This is a genomic window from Microcoleus sp. BR0-C5, assembly GCF_036705045.1.
Lineage (GTDB): Bacteria > Cyanobacteriota > Cyanobacteriia > Cyanobacteriales > Microcoleaceae > Microcoleus.
This window is the reverse complement of record NZ_JAUBTR010000010.1, coordinates 1-15,923: the sequence shown is the minus strand read 5'-3', so window position 1 is coordinate 15,923 and position 15,923 is coordinate 1. Positions and strand designations below refer to the sequence as shown.

14 protein-coding genes are annotated in these 15,923 nt (G+C 45.5%); 6 read left to right on the top strand and 8 right to left on the bottom strand.

Annotation, left to right across the window (positions count from 1 at the left end):
* The coding region (locus tag QUB08_RS06850) for a glycosyltransferase (protein WP_333224048.1) at positions 1 to 2,724 on the bottom strand (2,724 nt) is incomplete at its 3' end.
* Between the two features lie 369 nt (positions 2,725 to 3,093).
* Between QUB08_RS06850 and QUB08_RS06845 the strand changes: the two genes are divergently transcribed.
* From QUB08_RS06845 to QUB08_RS06835, 3 genes are all read left to right on the top strand, one after another.
* Entirely contained in the window at positions 3,094 to 4,767 is a 1,674-nt protein-coding gene (locus QUB08_RS06845) for a methyltransferase domain-containing protein (RefSeq protein WP_333224047.1), read from the top strand.
* A gap of 74 nt (positions 4,768 to 4,841) precedes the next feature.
* Positions 4,842 to 5,711 carry a calcium-binding protein gene (locus tag QUB08_RS06840; RefSeq protein ID WP_333224046.1) on the top strand — a complete coding sequence of 290 codons (870 nt, stop codon included), beginning with the start codon at positions 4,842 to 4,844 and terminating at the stop codon, positions 5,709 to 5,711.
* 40 nt (positions 5,712 to 5,751) lie between these two features.
* Positions 5,752 to 6,579, top strand: coding sequence for a Uma2 family endonuclease (locus QUB08_RS06835; RefSeq protein ID WP_333224045.1), 828 nt, complete (start codon positions 5,752 to 5,754; stop codon positions 6,577 to 6,579).
* Between the two features lie 190 nt (positions 6,580 to 6,769).
* Here the strand turns inward: QUB08_RS06835 and QUB08_RS06830 are convergent, their stop codons facing one another.
* The 3 genes from QUB08_RS06830 to QUB08_RS06820 form a co-directional block, all read right to left on the bottom strand.
* Positions 6,770 to 7,579 carry an MOSC domain-containing protein gene (locus QUB08_RS06830; RefSeq protein ID WP_333224044.1) on the bottom strand — a complete coding sequence of 270 codons (810 nt, stop codon included), beginning with the start codon at positions 7,577 to 7,579 and terminating at the stop codon, positions 6,770 to 6,772.
* 117 nt (positions 7,580 to 7,696) lie between these two features.
* Positions 7,697 to 7,996 (bottom strand): putative quinol monooxygenase, encoded by a 300-nt coding sequence (locus QUB08_RS06825; protein ID WP_006632217.1) that lies wholly within the window; start codon positions 7,994 to 7,996, stop codon positions 7,697 to 7,699.
* Positions 7,997 to 8,403: 407 nt separating this feature from the next.
* Positions 8,404 to 9,081 carry a hypothetical protein gene (locus QUB08_RS06820; protein ID WP_333224043.1) on the bottom strand — a complete coding sequence of 226 codons (678 nt, stop codon included), beginning with the start codon at positions 9,079 to 9,081 and terminating at the stop codon, positions 8,404 to 8,406.
* 279 nt (positions 9,082 to 9,360) lie between these two features.
* Between QUB08_RS06820 and QUB08_RS06815 the strand changes: the two genes are divergently transcribed.
* Positions 9,361 to 9,840 (top strand): hypothetical protein, encoded by a 480-nt coding sequence (locus tag QUB08_RS06815; protein WP_333224042.1) that lies wholly within the window; start codon positions 9,361 to 9,363, stop codon positions 9,838 to 9,840.
* Positions 9,841 to 9,958: 118 nt separating this feature from the next.
* On the opposite strand, the gene QUB08_RS06810 is transcribed toward QUB08_RS06815, so the two are convergent.
* Entirely contained in the window at positions 9,959 to 10,462 is a 504-nt protein-coding gene (locus tag QUB08_RS06810) for a hypothetical protein (protein ID WP_333200022.1), read from the bottom strand.
* Between the two features lie 426 nt (positions 10,463 to 10,888).
* Here QUB08_RS06810 and aroA point away from each other — a divergent pair, with 426 nt between their 5' ends.
* On the top strand, positions 10,889 to 12,244 hold the full coding sequence (aroA, locus tag QUB08_RS06805) for a 3-phosphoshikimate 1-carboxyvinyltransferase (protein ID WP_333224041.1): 1,356 nt from the start codon (positions 10,889 to 10,891) through the stop codon (positions 12,242 to 12,244).
* A gap of 155 nt (positions 12,245 to 12,399) precedes the next feature.
* On the opposite strand, the gene QUB08_RS06800 is transcribed toward aroA, so the two are convergent.
* Entirely contained in the window at positions 12,400 to 12,837 is a 438-nt protein-coding gene (locus tag QUB08_RS06800; RefSeq protein WP_333153284.1) for a CAAD domain-containing protein, read from the bottom strand.
* Between the two features lie 196 nt (positions 12,838 to 13,033).
* Positions 13,034 to 14,041 (bottom strand): 2-hydroxyacid dehydrogenase, encoded by a 1,008-nt coding sequence (locus QUB08_RS06795; RefSeq protein ID WP_333224140.1) that lies wholly within the window; start codon positions 14,039 to 14,041, stop codon positions 13,034 to 13,036.
* 132 nt (positions 14,042 to 14,173) lie between these two features.
* Between QUB08_RS06795 and QUB08_RS06790 the strand changes: the two genes are divergently transcribed.
* Positions 14,174 to 15,178 (top strand): ion transporter, encoded by a 1,005-nt coding sequence (locus tag QUB08_RS06790; protein WP_333224040.1) that lies wholly within the window; start codon positions 14,174 to 14,176, stop codon positions 15,176 to 15,178.
* A gap of 94 nt (positions 15,179 to 15,272) precedes the next feature.
* Here QUB08_RS06790 and arr read toward each other — a convergent pair whose 3' ends face one another.
* Positions 15,273 to 15,689: an NAD(+)--rifampin ADP-ribosyltransferase gene (gene arr, locus QUB08_RS06785; RefSeq protein ID WP_333224039.1), complete on the bottom strand. Its 417-nt coding sequence runs from the start codon at positions 15,687 to 15,689 to the stop codon at positions 15,273 to 15,275.
* Between the last annotated feature and the right edge of the window lie 234 nt (positions 15,690 to 15,923).

Genomic DNA, 15,923 nt, shown 5'->3' with positions numbered 1-15,923 from the left:
TCCACCAGAAAATTCATCTGTTGTGGAACCAACAGGCAAGATGCCTGTTCCACCAGAAAATTCATCTGTTGTGGAACCAACAGGCAAGATGCCTGTTCCACCAGAAAATTCATCTGTTGTGGAACCAACAGGCAAGATGCCTGTTCCACCAGAAAATTCATCTGTTGTGGAACCAACAGGCAAGATGCCTGTTCCACCAGAAAATTCATCTTGTGTGGAACGGGCATCTTGCCCGTTCTTGACAATGCCACATCTCCTTTGAAAATAATTCGGTGACTGAAATAGAAATTTCAGAAAATCGTCAAAAAACCACTGGGGAATCGCTGCATTGTTATACTCAAGTGGCAACTGATAAGCGTCGCGGTACAGCATCGCTGCGAGGAGATATTGCATCTTGTCGGCAATTTCTCCTCCTTCAGCAAGTTTCGAGGATAACTGCTGGACAAAACGTTGTTCTGACTCAGTTAAAGTTTCATTTTTTAGGGCGCTATCTAGTAGCAATTTATGAGCTTTCCCCATGTCTTTCGAGTAAGCACTTTCTAATTTTTCCGCTGGCAAATTCAGCCAATACTCAGCTAGCTGTTGGCGGTAGGGGCGCAGCGCGAGAAGAGGCTGTTTTGAGGGGAATTTATTGTATTGATCAAGCAGTGGTGACAATTCCGATAAACTCGGCTGGGTTCTCAAGGCCAGCTTTTGGCGGATTGTCTGTTTGATTTGTTGATTCAGGAAACTGTAATCAGGACTATTTAGGAGTTTTTTGTAAAATCTGACTACATCCTTATGATTTTCCCCAGCCGCGAAGTTTTTCCAAGTTTGTTGTTCGGGATGAATCCGCAGTGAGGACAGTTTTTCATCTACAAATCCGATGTGATAGTTACCCATGATTCGCCACCACATATCTAAGTCTACATACTGAGATAATCCCGAATCAAATAATCCTATTTCTTCAAAGACTCGCGCGGCAATTAAGACGGTACTAGGTTCGCCAATTTTGTTTAGCGGGTTGTTCAAGCAGTTAGTATCTGCCAGCAATTTTTTTCCGGGCTGAATAGATTTTAAATTTGACCAACTTTTATGCAAATCTTTAATTGATTGGGAAGCTCCGCGCAAAATCGGGTTAGATTCATTGTCAGCTATGGTGATGCCACGCGGGGAGAAAACCATACCTATTTCTGGGTGTTTTTGGGCGAGTGCGACCATTTTTTCAATACATTCTGGTGCGAGCAAGTCGTCTTGAAAGAGAAATTTAATGTATTGACCTTTTGCTTGGGATATGCAAAAATTCCAGTTTTGTGATAAGCCGTAGTTGCGGTGCAGTATGATGCGGAAATCGACTGAGGTTTGTGATTGGAATGATTTGGCGATCGCAATTGTGCGGTCTGTGGAGCCGTCGTCGGATATAATCAGCTCTATGTTAGGGTAAGTTTGGGCCAAAGCACTTTTGATTGCTTCCCCAATAAATGCTTCTCCGTTGTATGTCGGAATGCAGATGCTAACATTCGGCTGCTCGTTTTGCAGTTCTCCTTTTGATTGACTTTGTTGCTGTGCTGGTGGCAAGTTAGCCCTGATTTGGGCAGACTGGGTTTTGGGTGTTCCTGACACAGGCAAGTTTTGAAATTTATCGGTAATCTCGGCAATATATTCGAGACGTTTTCTAATTTTATTACCTGTAACTTGCGGGTTGAGTAAAGTCTTAATTTCCTCAGCAGCTATCGCTCCAATTTGTTGAGCCTCCCGGTAATTGTTGAAGACGTACCGCATTAAATCAGCAGCGTGTTCGACATCCGCTTGGGCCCAAAGATTGCCTTTTTTGTAAGGCCCGCAATCTTTCTCAATTGGGATTAACTTATACTTGACTAAATAGCTATTGCCGACATTCATGAATTCTGTATTTGATGAATAGCCGGTAGCAATTACGGGTTTGCCGTAAAACATGGCTTCAGCCATTGTTAAGCCAAATCCTTCGCAGCGGTGCAGGGAGAGATAACAGTCGCAATTATACAACAAACTGTTAATTTCATCTTTGGACAAATACCCGTCTAGATGTTGGATATTTGAAAAATTTTTTATGGCATAATTTAATATTTTTTGCTGCTCTAAATTTTTGTTTGAGTTGGAAGATTTGAGAATTAACAATAGGCGGTCATCTTCGCCAAAAGCTTGTTTAAATGCTTGAATGGCGGCTAAAGGATTTTTGCGCTCGATGCGGCTGGAAAAGTCGAATACAAACAAAAAAATAAATTTATCTTTAGGTAAATTCAGTGCTTCTCTGTTCAGGGAAGGTGCGGGAAGAGCAATACTGGGCATGATTTTGATAACGGGAATTGGCGATACTGCAGAAATTGCCTCGGCGCAATAGTTGCTATAAGTCCATATTTCGTGAAATTGATTAAAGGCTGGCTGCCATTTTGAGGGAAATGCGGGAAGTTCCCAGGCCCAAAAGCCGATATTGTATTTGTTTTCAAAATAGCTGGAATCTGTATGTTTGATAAAGGTGGCCACTTCATCGGCGTTGACTTGAATTAAGTTTACGGGATGGGGATTGTCTTGGCTAAAGTTTTGATAGGTGGTGTCTTGTTTGCGGTGGGGACTGCGGGGAAAATTGTTGATACTGATGGGAATGTTGGCGGCTTCTGTGGCTCTGATGTTGGCTCGGACACCTTCTCCTATGCCAAATTCGCCGTTAATGTAGCCGGCGATGTTAATTCCTAGATTTGAGTTCATAGTTTATAATGTATTCAGCAAATTGTTGGGTTGATTTTTGGGAAAAAAGCCGAATTAATTTAGCTCCTAAATCGCGCTGAATGAGCGTAGGGTTTGAGAATAAATTATAATTTTGCTCAATATTTGCTAAGATATAGGAATCCTTGTAGGATGGGTGGATAAGATTAAATGAACCGCAGAGGGCGCAGAGAACGCAGAGGAAGAGAAGAGAGGGAAGAGAAAGAGTTGGTAACAGAAAATTGGGTGCTTGACAAATGTGCCGATCGCCATTGTATACTGGCATCGCAATGCTAACCTTCGGCTGGTTGTCTGTCGGCATGGGTTGCTCTGTTTTATTTTACGATAAACTAATCAGGAATTTTAGAGAAAGTGATCGATCGCGTCAACCACGACCTCTTGAAGCTGCTACCGCCGGATGCTAAAGTCATTGTTGAAATTGGCTGCGGTACGGGCTCGACGGGCGAACAGTACAAGCTGATCAATCCCCATTGTCAGTATATTGGCATTGAATGCGATCGAGAAAAAGCTAAAATTGCAGTCGATCGGCTAAACTGGGTGACGGTAGCCGATATTGAAGAAATTGCTCTCGAAAGTCTCGACATCGCCCCAGGAACCGTCGATTGTTTGGTTTTTGGCGACTTGCTACCCTATCTCAAAAACCCTTGGGAAGTGCTCAAGCAGTACAGTGGTTTGCTGAATCCAGAGGGGCAAATTCTCGCCAAAATCCCTAATCTTCAATACTGGCGGCGGATTGTCAATCTGTTGCGGGGACAGTGGGAGAATCCCGACAACAAGATGCAGCACTGGTTTACCCTAGAAAGTATTAAATCACTATTTGCTCAAGCCGGATTGCAGGTTTATGAATTTCAAGGGAAGGGACACAAAACCGAAAATTTTGTCCAGTTTCAGCAATTGCTGCATCCAATGGTACAGGCTTTAGAGCTAACATCGAGCAGTTTTGCTACGGAAACCGGTGCTGAACATTATATCGTGCGATCGACCAAATCGACCCTACCTGCGCGCAGACTGCTGATTCAGACTATCATTATGGCTCCTACAGGGTGCGATCGTGTGCGAGTTTTGGAACCGGACAAATTTAGCGCCACAATTCCCGGTGTCCGCACCGTATCCGGGGTGAAAAAAGCAGAGTTAATTCCCCCCCTGCCGGAAGAAGAAAAAGTCTTCATCTGGCAGCGGACAATCATGCAATATCCCGCGTACATTCCCCAACTCAAAGAACTCCTGCAACAAGGCTATTTAATAGTAGCTGAAATTGACGACAATCCCATCCGCCGCCGCGAATACGCCGACAATAATTACCTCAGCTATCGCGGCTGTCACTGCGTTCAAACTTCGACAGAACCGCTAGCAAAAATTTTGCGCCAATACAATCCAAATGTTGCCGTATTTCCCAATCAATTAGCCTATCTACCTCCGCCGCGAATTTACCCGGCAGAAGATACAGTCACAATTTTTTTTGGTGCGCTCAACCGCGAAAAAGATTGGCAGCCGATTATGGCAGCGCTCAATCGAGTTTTAGTTGCACACAAGCACCGGATTCGAGTTAAAGTAATCCATGACAGCCGTTTTTTTGAAGCGTTGGAAATACAGCAAAAAGAATTTGAACCATTTTGCAGTTACGAACGGTATCAAGAAATTATGTACAGTTGCGATATAGCTTTGCTACCGCTTGTTTCCAACCCGGTTAACGAAATGAAATCCGACTTAAAATTTATTGAATGTGCAGCGCGGGGAGTAGCGGTGCTGGCAAGTCCCACTGTGTACGAACATTCCATATTCGAAGGTGAAACCGGATTGATTTATAGATATGAAAAAGAGTTTGAAACCAAACTAAATTCGCTGATTTCAGACACTTCTCGGCGCCGGAAAATAGCCGCGAATGCTTACGAATGGGTGCGGGACAACCGCTTACTGTGCGGGCACTACCGGCAGCGGCGAGATTGGTACTTACAGATGCGAGACGAGTTGCCACGTTTAAATGCTGAGTTGCGCGATCGCCTGCCGGAGTTATTTGGTGACTAAGTGCGGTAAGATTTATAGGCTATTGTGCGATCGTTCTGTTTTATTGTTTAATTTCTAATTGTTACTCCACACCAATGCGAATTCTATTCACTATTGCTCACTTTTACAATCCCAGCGGCGACGGGAAACACGCTTCCCAGCGAAATGATCCGCAACCACGACTAAACGCTTTAACCGCTTGCGTGACATCGCTGCAAGCTTTGTACGGCAAATCTCAGTCCATGATTGACATTCGCGAATGTGCAACTATCCCAGCCAATCAATCTCAACAGCACGAAATAGACATTGTTGTTTGCACTACTCAAGGTTATCATCTGTTGCCTCAACTCCCAGTGCAGCCCAGATGTTTTATGCACCACGCTACCAAATGCGAACCGCTGCTGTTGGGGTTTGAGTGTCAAGCAGTTTTGCGAGCGTGTCTTAACAAATACGATTATTTCTGTTATTTGGAAGATGATTTAGTTCTGCATGATCCGTGGTTTTTTAGTAAATTAAAGTGGTTTACGCATCACGGAGGGAATGGGAATTTGCTGCAACCTAATCGCTATGAAATATCGCCTAAAGGCGCGGTTTTTAAAGCATATGTTGATGGTGATTTAGCAGACTCAGCGACTTCTTCGTTTCAAAATGTAGAGGAGCAGCGGCAGTTAACGGGAAAAATCATGGAACAAAAAATCGCTTTTGAGCGGGCGTTGAATCCTCATTCCGGCTGCTATTTTTTGAATGCGGAACAGATGGCACACTGGGCTAAGCAGTCTCATTTTTTGGATAGGGATACTAGCTTTATCGGCCCGCTGGAAAGCGCGGCGACTTTAGGGATTATGCGGACTTTTAGAGTTTACAAGTCAACTCCTGCTTATGCTAATTTTTTGGAGATTCAACATTTTGGAGCGAGTTTTCTGAATTTGATTGGTAATAAGGTGAGAGTGCCGGAAGCAGGATGAGTTAAGATATTCAGGTAAGCTGCAATACTTGAGAGGTAGCATGACCCCGGCAACCGAAAAGATTGTCCTTCCCTCTCCCTTCCCCGACCACACTCAACTGCCAGAGGAAGATGGCACTTTTGTGAAGAATTTTCAGGAGCATCCTCAGAGCATTATTTTGACTGATTCTATCGGGTCGGTATTGCAAGGGCTTCATCCCGATGGGCAATATGCTATAGGGCAAGACTGTGGCATCTACTGGCGAGAAACTGACCCGCTTGAAAAGGGAGCAGAAGCTCCAGACTGGTTCTACGTGCCGAACGTGCCACCAACATTAGGAAATCCGATTCGTCGCTCTTACGTGCTGTGGCGGGAATTCATGGCTCCGATGATTGCTTTGGAGTTCGCATCGGGAGATGGTTCAGAAGAGCGGGACACAACCCCACTATCGTACTCGGAAGTTGGAGCGGCGCAAAGGCCTGGGAAGTTTTGGGTATATGAACGGATCATGCGGATTCCGTTTTATGGCATCTATGAAATCAATAGTGGCAGGCTGGAGGTTTACAGCCTGAACAATGGGTTTTACCAGCAGTTGCTTCCGAACGATCGCGCTCATTATCCGATCGCGCCAATGGGCGTAGAATTAGGACTGTGGGAAGGCAGTTATCAAAACCAGACAATGCTGTGGCTGCGGTGGTGGGACAGCGAGGGCAATTTGCTTCTGACAGGTACAGAACGAGCTTCCTTAGCAGAGCAGGCTTTGAGTGCAGAAGCCCAAGCGCGGCGGGATGCCATCCCTCGGTTGTTGGCAATGGGATTGAATACAGAGCAAGTGGCAGAAGCACTCGGTTTATCTGTAGAGGAAGTTAGGCAGCATTCACAATCTTGATGTCGCTTTTGATTAAGAGACTATTGACTTGTAGGGTGCATCTCACATCTTGCACCATTCTCAGGAACAGCCAAGATATTCTCATGAACCGCCAAGATATTCTCAGGAACAGGCAAGATGCCTGTTCCACAAATAATGAGTTTTTTTGTGGGGTGTAGGGGTTGGGCATCCTGCCCGCCCGTAAGTCCTACTATTTTACAGCAGTCAAAACATCGCCGATTTTAACTGTGCCGCTGTTGATAATTTTGGCTAAAACTCCAGTTTGTGCGTGACCAAATTCCTTTTGGAGTAAACTGAGTAGGGAAATATCCCGATCGCCCGTTTCTGGATTCACTTCTATATTGACACAGCGACCGATTCGTGCTGTAACTTCTATGCGCGCCGTGCCTAATTGAAACTGTTTTCCGATCAACTCAAATTCTGACCAAGCTGCCATACCTTCTAGCACAATGTTCGGGCGAAATCTTCCCACGTCAATGTTTTGAACAGCGATTTCTGTTAATTGGTCTAATGTGGCTTGACTGAGCAAAGAAATGTGTACGGGTTGTCGATCGGGATAACGAGTTTCGCCGCTGCTGTCGCCGACTAAGTGCAAAGGTGCAAACTGCGGGTGTCTCGCTTCTTTTGTGGGTTCCATTGCTGCCAAATATTCTGTGAAAAAACTGCCGATGCGATCGCGCCCCGCTGCTGTGTTCGTTTCTGCAGATAACACTGCAACTCCTTCACGCTTGACTGTTAAAACGGCCGTTTCCGGTTGATAATCACATTCTAAAGCTGCTAACAAAGGCCAATCGTTTTGGACGGCAAAATGTTTTTTGCTCATCCAAGGCACGTTGTCTGCCGGCAGCTTTGCAGCTTCAAGATTATCTGCAAACATTAAGGCAAAAGCTCGATCGCCCTTAATTCCATGTCCTGCTGTTAAAGCAAACTCCGACATTTCTTGCGGTGTCAGCCCTTTAATTGGATAAATAAATAACTGTTTTATTGTTGCTACTGTCATAAATTTTTCTGAAGTTACTACAATTTTAACTTTCACTCTTGTCCCCCCCTTACTAAGGGGGGCTAGGGGAATCGAAGCTATTTCAAAAACCTTAATCAAATTGCTATAAAAACCCGATTAAGCTAGCAACTCATAGCGGCGGATATCTGGAGGCCCAACGGCCAAACCGTCTAATTTCTGCACGGCGTCTTGAATGTGAGTTGAACCGAGATGTAGTTCGAGCAAATCAGCACTTTCCCACTCTTCAACAAACGTAAAATCTGTGGGATCGGCTTGATTTTGCAGGAGTTCGTATTTGATGCAGCCTTTTTCTTTGCGAGTGGGCTCCATAATGCTCAGCAGCAGAGATTTAAGTTCTGCTACTTTGTCGGGAAACGCGACAAGGCGGGCGACTACTCGCAAGGTTGTTTTGGACATAGGAGAAAAAAGTCACAGATAGGACGATCGAACTTACCGATTTTTACTTGGCAAACTCAGCAAAAGACGATTTTACTTAAAATAACCTAAAGAGATCGAGCGGTCAATCGATTTTAGATTTTAGATTTTAGATTTTAGATTAAAGAATTGCAGCATTGACTTGCGCGAGATAAATACGTTCGGCAAGTTTCATCCGATACAGGTTTTTTATTTCTGGGTCCTGAGTCTGCTTTCGGAATGAATCACGTGGCGGGTATCCTGGATGCTTGATTGTCAACCGCAGTAAAATTAGTCCAGGACGCGCTCAAATCTCCGAAACCCGGTTTCTTGCCAAATTCTTCGTTACTAAGCGCAGAGCGTCCTAGAAACCGGGTTTCTTGAGATATTTTGGCAAATACCGGAGGAACTCAATCTTTGGGATAAAATCGCTTGTTTTCTGTAGAATATTCCCAGGCGAGATCCTCCGGGTCTTTTTCCCGACTCCACTGAGCAAACTCCGGCTTAAGTTTCCACTTGCCGATCGTAGTTGCGTGAACTTTGAACCTGCGGGAGAGTTCCGTCTGGGTAAAAGAAATTTTGGGCTTTTGAGGAGTCTTGGTTGGAGCAATGGGGAATAAATTGGGTTTTTTATCTTGTGCTTTTTCCCGATTTGTGGGAGGCTCTTGAACAGCTATTCCCGCATTAGGTGTTTCGCTTTGATTGACAGGTGGAGCTATTTGAAAATAATACAAAATTCCGCCTTGTTCCGTCACTTCAAAATCTGCGGCAAACTCAGAGGCTCGTTCGTCGAGATACTCTTGAACCTTTTCTCCGGGGAGTTTCGCATTCATCGCCAAATCCAAAGCCGTAACTCGCCCTTGATTTTCCTTGATCAACTTATAGAAAACCGAGTCTAAATGAGCGAGTTTATGTTTTTGCTGCTGGTGGTAGAGTTTGTAAGCCCAAGCAATGCCCGCTGTGGTGGCGATCGCCCAAAACATCCTTCCCGACTCGAAACTGGCAACCGCCGTCAAGGAAATAGGCAAAAGCAGGGTAAGATATCCCCAAATGCTTCCCTTCTTTAGGTTATTGCTGTTTTTGACCATAGTTCCTAAACAGGTACGTAGTTTAGCTTAGTAGAGCGTGTCTGAATGCCGCGAAAGTTTTTCGACAGTCGATATATCGATCGGCTAATCGCCCATCCGCCCAAAAATGGATACAGACCCCCCAGGACCTTGAGTGGTGATTCCCCAATTTTAGACTTTTGTTGAATATCTAGATTCATGGCTGCAAGTCAATCTAAAATCTAAAATCTAAAATCTAAAATCGGCTGACGCACTCTACGACAAAATCCCATAATCTACTTTTTTTGCAACCGAGGGTTCATGTACTTTTTTCGCAAACAGATTGCCATCCTGCTGATAGTTGTTGCTTGCTGTACGCTGACGATTAGTTGCAGCAATAGCCGAGCTATCCAGTGTACTAAATTTACTGAAATTGTCAACAAAGGCAACGCTCTCATTGATGTTGATAAAGACAGCAACGATGCTGCCACGACCGACAACTTAGCTAAAAATTTGAACCTGATAGCAAAAGAAATTGAAAATCTGCGAATAACAGATCCCACCCTCAAAGAAATTCAGGAGCCATCGGTTAAATCCTTCCAGGAAATTAGTCAAGCACTCGGCGACATAAGCAAAAGTCTTCAGGCTGGAAATCTCGCTTCTACAAGTATAGAAGGTCGAGAGCAAATCAAAACAGCTCAAGCAGATATTATTAGAGCCGGCCAACAGGCGAATCAAGCAGCCGCAAATCAAGACGCTTTGACTAGCAAACTGATTAATTATTGTAAGGGCGATCGCTAAAGGCTAAGAGTTTTGAATTTTGAGATGGCCACGCAAACCCCAACAACGCACAGCGGGTGAATGAATTTGAGGAATGCGTCGCCTTCACCTACTATCTACCCCTTTGCAATTACCCAATTTAGTGATGAATTTCTAGATTCAAAATATAGCGACCGAGTTGCACTTTCTCCGACCACAACTCGTATTCTAACTGCAAGTGATCCGGTTCCGGCTTTCCTGTCAGCGTCAAGTTGCGAGTGAAGTTGCGGAGTCGCAACTGTTCGGGAGTCGCCAGCGATTCGCCCTGAAGCCAATAACGGCTCAGGCCGTACATTCCTCGTTCCCAGCAGTGGCGGTAACTGTATTTGCCGTTTCCTTGCATCGTCATAATGACTCGATAGGGCGAAACTTCTAGCCAGAGCAAGCGGGGTTTTGTAGTTGGGGGTAAGATTGTAACTTGCTCGGCAGATTCGTTGGAACCGTCGGAAAATTCGCGATCGATTATTGCTGGTTCGTGCAACAACAAGTGAAAGCGATCCCGGTCTTTTTGATAAAGCGTAGCAGCGGTTTCAACGACTGACCACAAAGGTAAATCTGTGGATACCAGCGATAAACTTACAGGCTTGCGGTGATGGGTCAGCATAAATAAAAGTTTAGGGGTTGTTGTGGATCTGGCAGTTTGAGATTTGAGATTTTAGACTTTAGATTTTAGATTGGCTGGGTTCCAAATTCCGGAGCTTTTGCTTAAAAAAATGAAAAATCTACAACTCGCAATCGAAAATCTAAAATTGTTTAGTCACCATTCAATCATCTGGTCGATAACTGAGAGCTGGACATGAAATCTAAGCAGATACACGGATAATATTTGTGAAATTAATGTGAAATCCGTGCCGTTGCGTCCGCACTCCCGTGTCATCGAGAACTGACAGCGGAGTCTCCGGGCGAGTTTAATCAGCCTTTAAGTTAACCGGACACATTGGGAAAAACCCGCACGCCGTACAAAAGACGACTGACTTAGGACTGGGAAAAAGGTAGGATAGCTAACGCCATCCAATCCTAGTTTATCTCAATGCAAGCTGACATTATAACTACTTCGCTTCTTGACAAAAACCAAACTTTAAGCATTCAAAAACCGGCATCGGGCTTGTCGCTGGTCGGGAGGATTCGAGTTCCCGGCGATAAGTCGATTTCTCACCGAGCTTTGATGTTGGGTGCGATCGCCCGAGGTGAAACGACAATTGAGGGACTGCTGCTAGGAGAAGACCCCCGCAGCACTGCTAAATGTTTCTCGCTCCTGGGAGCCAAAGTTTCTGAACTCAACGCGGAACGGGTGACAGTCCGGGGCGTCGGAATTGGCGAGTTAGAGGAGCCTGTGGAAGTCTTGGATGCGGGTAATTCCGGCACGACGATGCGGCTGATGTTGGGAATTTTAGCCTCTCATCCGGGGCGTTTTTATGCAGTAACGGGTGACAGTTCTCTGCGATCGCGCCCCATGTCGCGCGTCATTAAACCGCTGCAACAAATGGGAGCGCAAATTTGGGGCCGAAAAAGTAATTCTTTAGCTCCTTTAGCGATACTCGGACAGCAGTTACAACCGATTCACTACCATTCTCCGATCGCCTCGGCTCAAGTTAAATCTTGCATTTTGCTGGCCGGTTTGATGGCAAACGGAGAAACTACAGTCACAGAACCCGCTCTGTCGCGGGATCACAGCGAGCGGATGCTGCGAGCGTTTGGAGCCCAATTGAGCGTCGATCCAGAAACTTGTAGCGTGACAGTTACTGGGCCGACACAACTGCAAGGGCAGAATGTGATTGTACCGGGGGATATTAGTTCGGCGGCTTTTTGGCTAGTTGCTGGGGCGATCGTCCCCGGTTCGGAACTCGTAGTGGAAAATGTCGGCGTCAACCCAACTCGTACAGGCATTTTGGAAGCTTTGGAAATGATGGGCGCCGACATTGAACTGCAAAATCAGCGAGAGGCCGCCGGAGAACCTGTAGCGGATATTTTGGTTCGTAGTTCCGGCCAATTGCGGGGATGCACCATTGCTGGCGACTTAATTCCCCGGCTGATTGACGAAATCCCGATTTTGGCAGTAGCGGCGATCTTTGCGTCCGGTACTACAATAATTCGAGATGCGGCTGAGTTGCGAGTCAAAGAGAGCGATCGGCTGGCCGTGACTGCTGCCGAACTCAACCGCATGGGAGCTCAAATTTCCGAGTTACCCGACGGTTTAGAAATTACCGGGGGAACTCCTTTGACCGGCGCGGATGTTGACAGCTACACCGACCACAGAATAGCGATGAGTTTGGCGATCGCAGCCCTCAACGCCACAGGTATTACTAACATTCACCGGGCCGAAGCTGCTGCCATTTCCTACCCCGACTTTACCGCCACTTTACAACAAGTTTGCCATCCAAATTGAGATTGGGCATTGGGCATTGGGCATTGGGCATTGGGAATTGGGCATTGGGCATTGGGCATTGGTTGCTGGTTACTTGTTATCGGTTATTGCTATAGCCTCAAAAATAACAAATAACCACTAACTAATGACTAATGACCAATGACTAATGACTTCCTCTAAGAATCTTTACCTACAACTTGTTCTTTTAAAGAATCAATTTCCGTTAACAACTCTTGGCGATTAGAAGCCTTGAGCAGATAGCGGTAAACAAACCAACCCGTATATCCCATGCCAATCAACTCAAAAACTGGAGCTACCAAAGGGACATCATTAAGAGCACCTAAAACTCCCAGCATTACCTTAATACTAATACCGCCTGCCAGAATTAAACCAACAGTTATGAGGGGCTTTTGGTAGTCAGCAAAAAAATTAGAGAGATAGGCTGGAAGTTCCGACAAAATTGTAATAACTTGGTCTTTAATATCTTGGAACTGGCTGGCCGTTGTTTCTGTGGTTGTCACTGTAGTCATGACCCCCGGTTTGTCCTCCACCAGATCTACTGTCACGACTTCAGTGATTGTTTGTGTCTCGTCCGAAAAGTTAGCTTGTGTCATTGAATACTTCCTCCGTTGTCAGGTAAAATTGCAGGCTGTGAATTGCTGCCAGTAGAATTCTCCGGCAATTAGCACAGCATCCGCGCTGCAGGGACTAATTGATGAGACTAAGGCAGAGTTTCACAAATTGCAAGCAAAAATAACGATATGACTTGATTTTAAACAATTGCCTTCGCTGCCAAATCGGTCTTTTGACTCATTTTTTCCCTTGATCGAGGTTGATTTGATTCGGGCAAGGGCGTCCTTGTTCAAAGTCGGTGATGTTGCCGATCGTAGTTTCGGCGATATTTTTCAAAGCTTCCTCGGTGAAAAAAGCTTGGTGTCCGGTAATCAGGACGTTTGGAAAAGTCAGCAAACGCTGAAAAACGTCGTCTTGAATAACGTGATTTGACAAATCCTCAAAAAACAGATCCGTCTCTTGTTCGTAAACATCTAAGCCGAGGTAGCCAATTATACCAGACTTTAGTGCTTTGGTGACAGCTTTAGTGTCAATCAACTGACCGCGGCTGGTATTGATCAGCATCATCCCTGGTTTCATTTGCTCGATCGCCTCTGCACCGATCAAATGGTAAGTTTCCGGTATCAGCGGACAGTGGAGGCTGACAATATCAGAGGCGGCGAACAGTTCCGGGAGTGCGACGTATTCCATGCCGAGGGCGAGGCAATCTGGGTTTTGGTAAACATCGTATCCCAGCAGGCGACACCCGAATCCGTGCAGAATTTGGGCAGTAATTGCGCCAATTCTGCCTGTTCCGACGATTCCCACCGTTTTGCCGTGGAGGTCAAAACCCAAGAGGCCGTCTAGGGCGAAATTGCCTTCGCGGACGCGGTTGTAGGCCCGGTGGATTTTGCGGTTGAGGGACAAAATTAGAGCGACTGCGTGTTCGGCGACTGCGTAGGGAGAATAAGCAGGAACTCGCAGCAGAGTTAGATCTAAATCCTTGGCTGCTGCTAAATCGACGTGATTGAATCCGGCGGATCTCAGGGCCAGCAAGCGGACGCCTTTTTCGGCGATCGCCCCGAGGGTTTTCGCGTCCAAGCAGTCGTTCACGAACGCGCAAACAGCCGGAAATCCAGCAGCCAAAACGCTGGTTTCCACGGTCAGATGCGGTTCAAAAAAAACCAATTCGTGTTGACCGCCGACATTGGCTGCTGTCAGAAAAGTGCGATCGTAGGATTTGGTATTAAATACGGCTACCTTCATGATTTTGCCTGCTAATCCAGTAATAGTTGGCAGTTCTTCCCAGCTTAGCTCCAAACCTTACTTTTTTTATTAAATTTATTACGCTAGACTAAGCAGTAATCGTTAATCTGCCATCACCGACGAGAGAACCAAATGCGTAAACAACTCAAAACAATCCTCTATGAAATTTTAGAAGTCTCAGACAGCACTAATTTCTACAGCTTAGCAGATGATCTGATTATTCCTTCCTTAATAGTTTTAAACCTTACAGCTTTTATTGCTTCCACTTCCCCAAGCTTTTCCCTAGGATACAAACAACTTTTTGAATATATCGAAATTATTTCCTCTTTGGTCTTTACACTAGAATATGTTTTGAGGATGTGGGTGTGTACCGTCGATCGCAAATACAGCCACCCGATTTGGGGAAGACTTAAATACGCTCTCACACCGCTGAGTATGATCGACTTGATTTCTATTTTACCCTTTTACTTATTGTTGTTATTTCCCCAATTAAGCTTTGTTTATATAATTAGCATTCTGCGCTTATTACGCTTGATAAAAATCAGCAGGTATTCTGAGTCAGTGCGAACTTTGGGTTCAGTATTATACGCTAAAAAAGAGGAATTACTAGCTACCGCTTTTGCCGTTTTTATCTTATTAATTTTTGCATCTAGTCTCATGTATTTTGTGGAATCATCATCCCAACCTAAATCTTTTGGGAGCATCCCCGATGCAATGTGGTGGGGAGTTGTGACTCTAACTACTGTCGGTTACGGCGATATTTATCCGATCACTCCTATCGGCAGATTTTTAGGCTCAATATTAGCATTTTTAGGCATCGGAATTTTTGCTTTGCCTGCGGGTATAATTTCTTCGGGTTTTTCCGAGGAATTGCAAAGGAAAAAGCAACAAAAAACACCGGAAAAATTAGAACCATCTGCAAATTCTCAATCGGTAGAAATGCTGACGGAGAGGGAGGTAATTTTTGAACAAAAGCAAATGGCGATCGCACTTCACATCGAAAGTTCATGCGAGTTGATGAAAATGTGTGTTCAAACCGCCAAACAAAAGTTAGGAAGTGATTTTCAAAATGAACAAATTATTCGCGATTTAGCTATTCATCTTTACAATGAAGCCGTTTGCAAATTCGAGCTGTGATTACAGCCATAGCAGAAGCAATAAGGAAGAAGGCTATAAAGGAAGGGCGCATCATCCACACGCTCATTGACTGGCTGAGGATGCCGGGAGTAAGTCAGTCGTCGATTGCCTCAACGCCAAGTTGCCTAAGTCGCTCAATGTTGTCCTTCATGGCTTTGAGCGCTTCGGGGGAGTGCCCCTGCCAATCCGTGAGCTCGCCCGTGACGCGCAGCGGCTCCCGGGAGCGGTATGACTTCGTGGGATTACCCGGGTATTTCTTGTCCGTCAGATTGGGGTCATCCATAATCGGGCCAGTCGGTTCCACCATGTAGATTCTGCCGGGCCCTTCGCCGAGGGCCAGCTCGGCCCCCCAAGTAGCCGCATCCAAGGTGGCAGTCAGATAGACGTAGACTGCCTTATTCCTCTTACCGTAGTTAGAGTTGTAACCGGGCACGATTAGGTCTCCCGGCTTCAGGTCAGCCCGTGTGCCATGGTAGAACTGCTGCGGAATCATATCGTCAGTGGCTGTCATCGGCTCGCTCCTGATACTGTTTTTCCTCCGCTCGCAAATCTCGCGCCGGTCTCGACAGGGAGTATGTTGGCCTGAGACTAGGGCGAACGCATCTAAATTTCATGTTAACAGAATATGGTATAGCCTTTCTCCAAAAGATGAGGTATGACTGACAGCTTACAGCACTTCCGGGTGTTATGAGGTACAATAAGAATAGATTAAAAAAATACACCAATGAAAGCATATTCAGTAGAT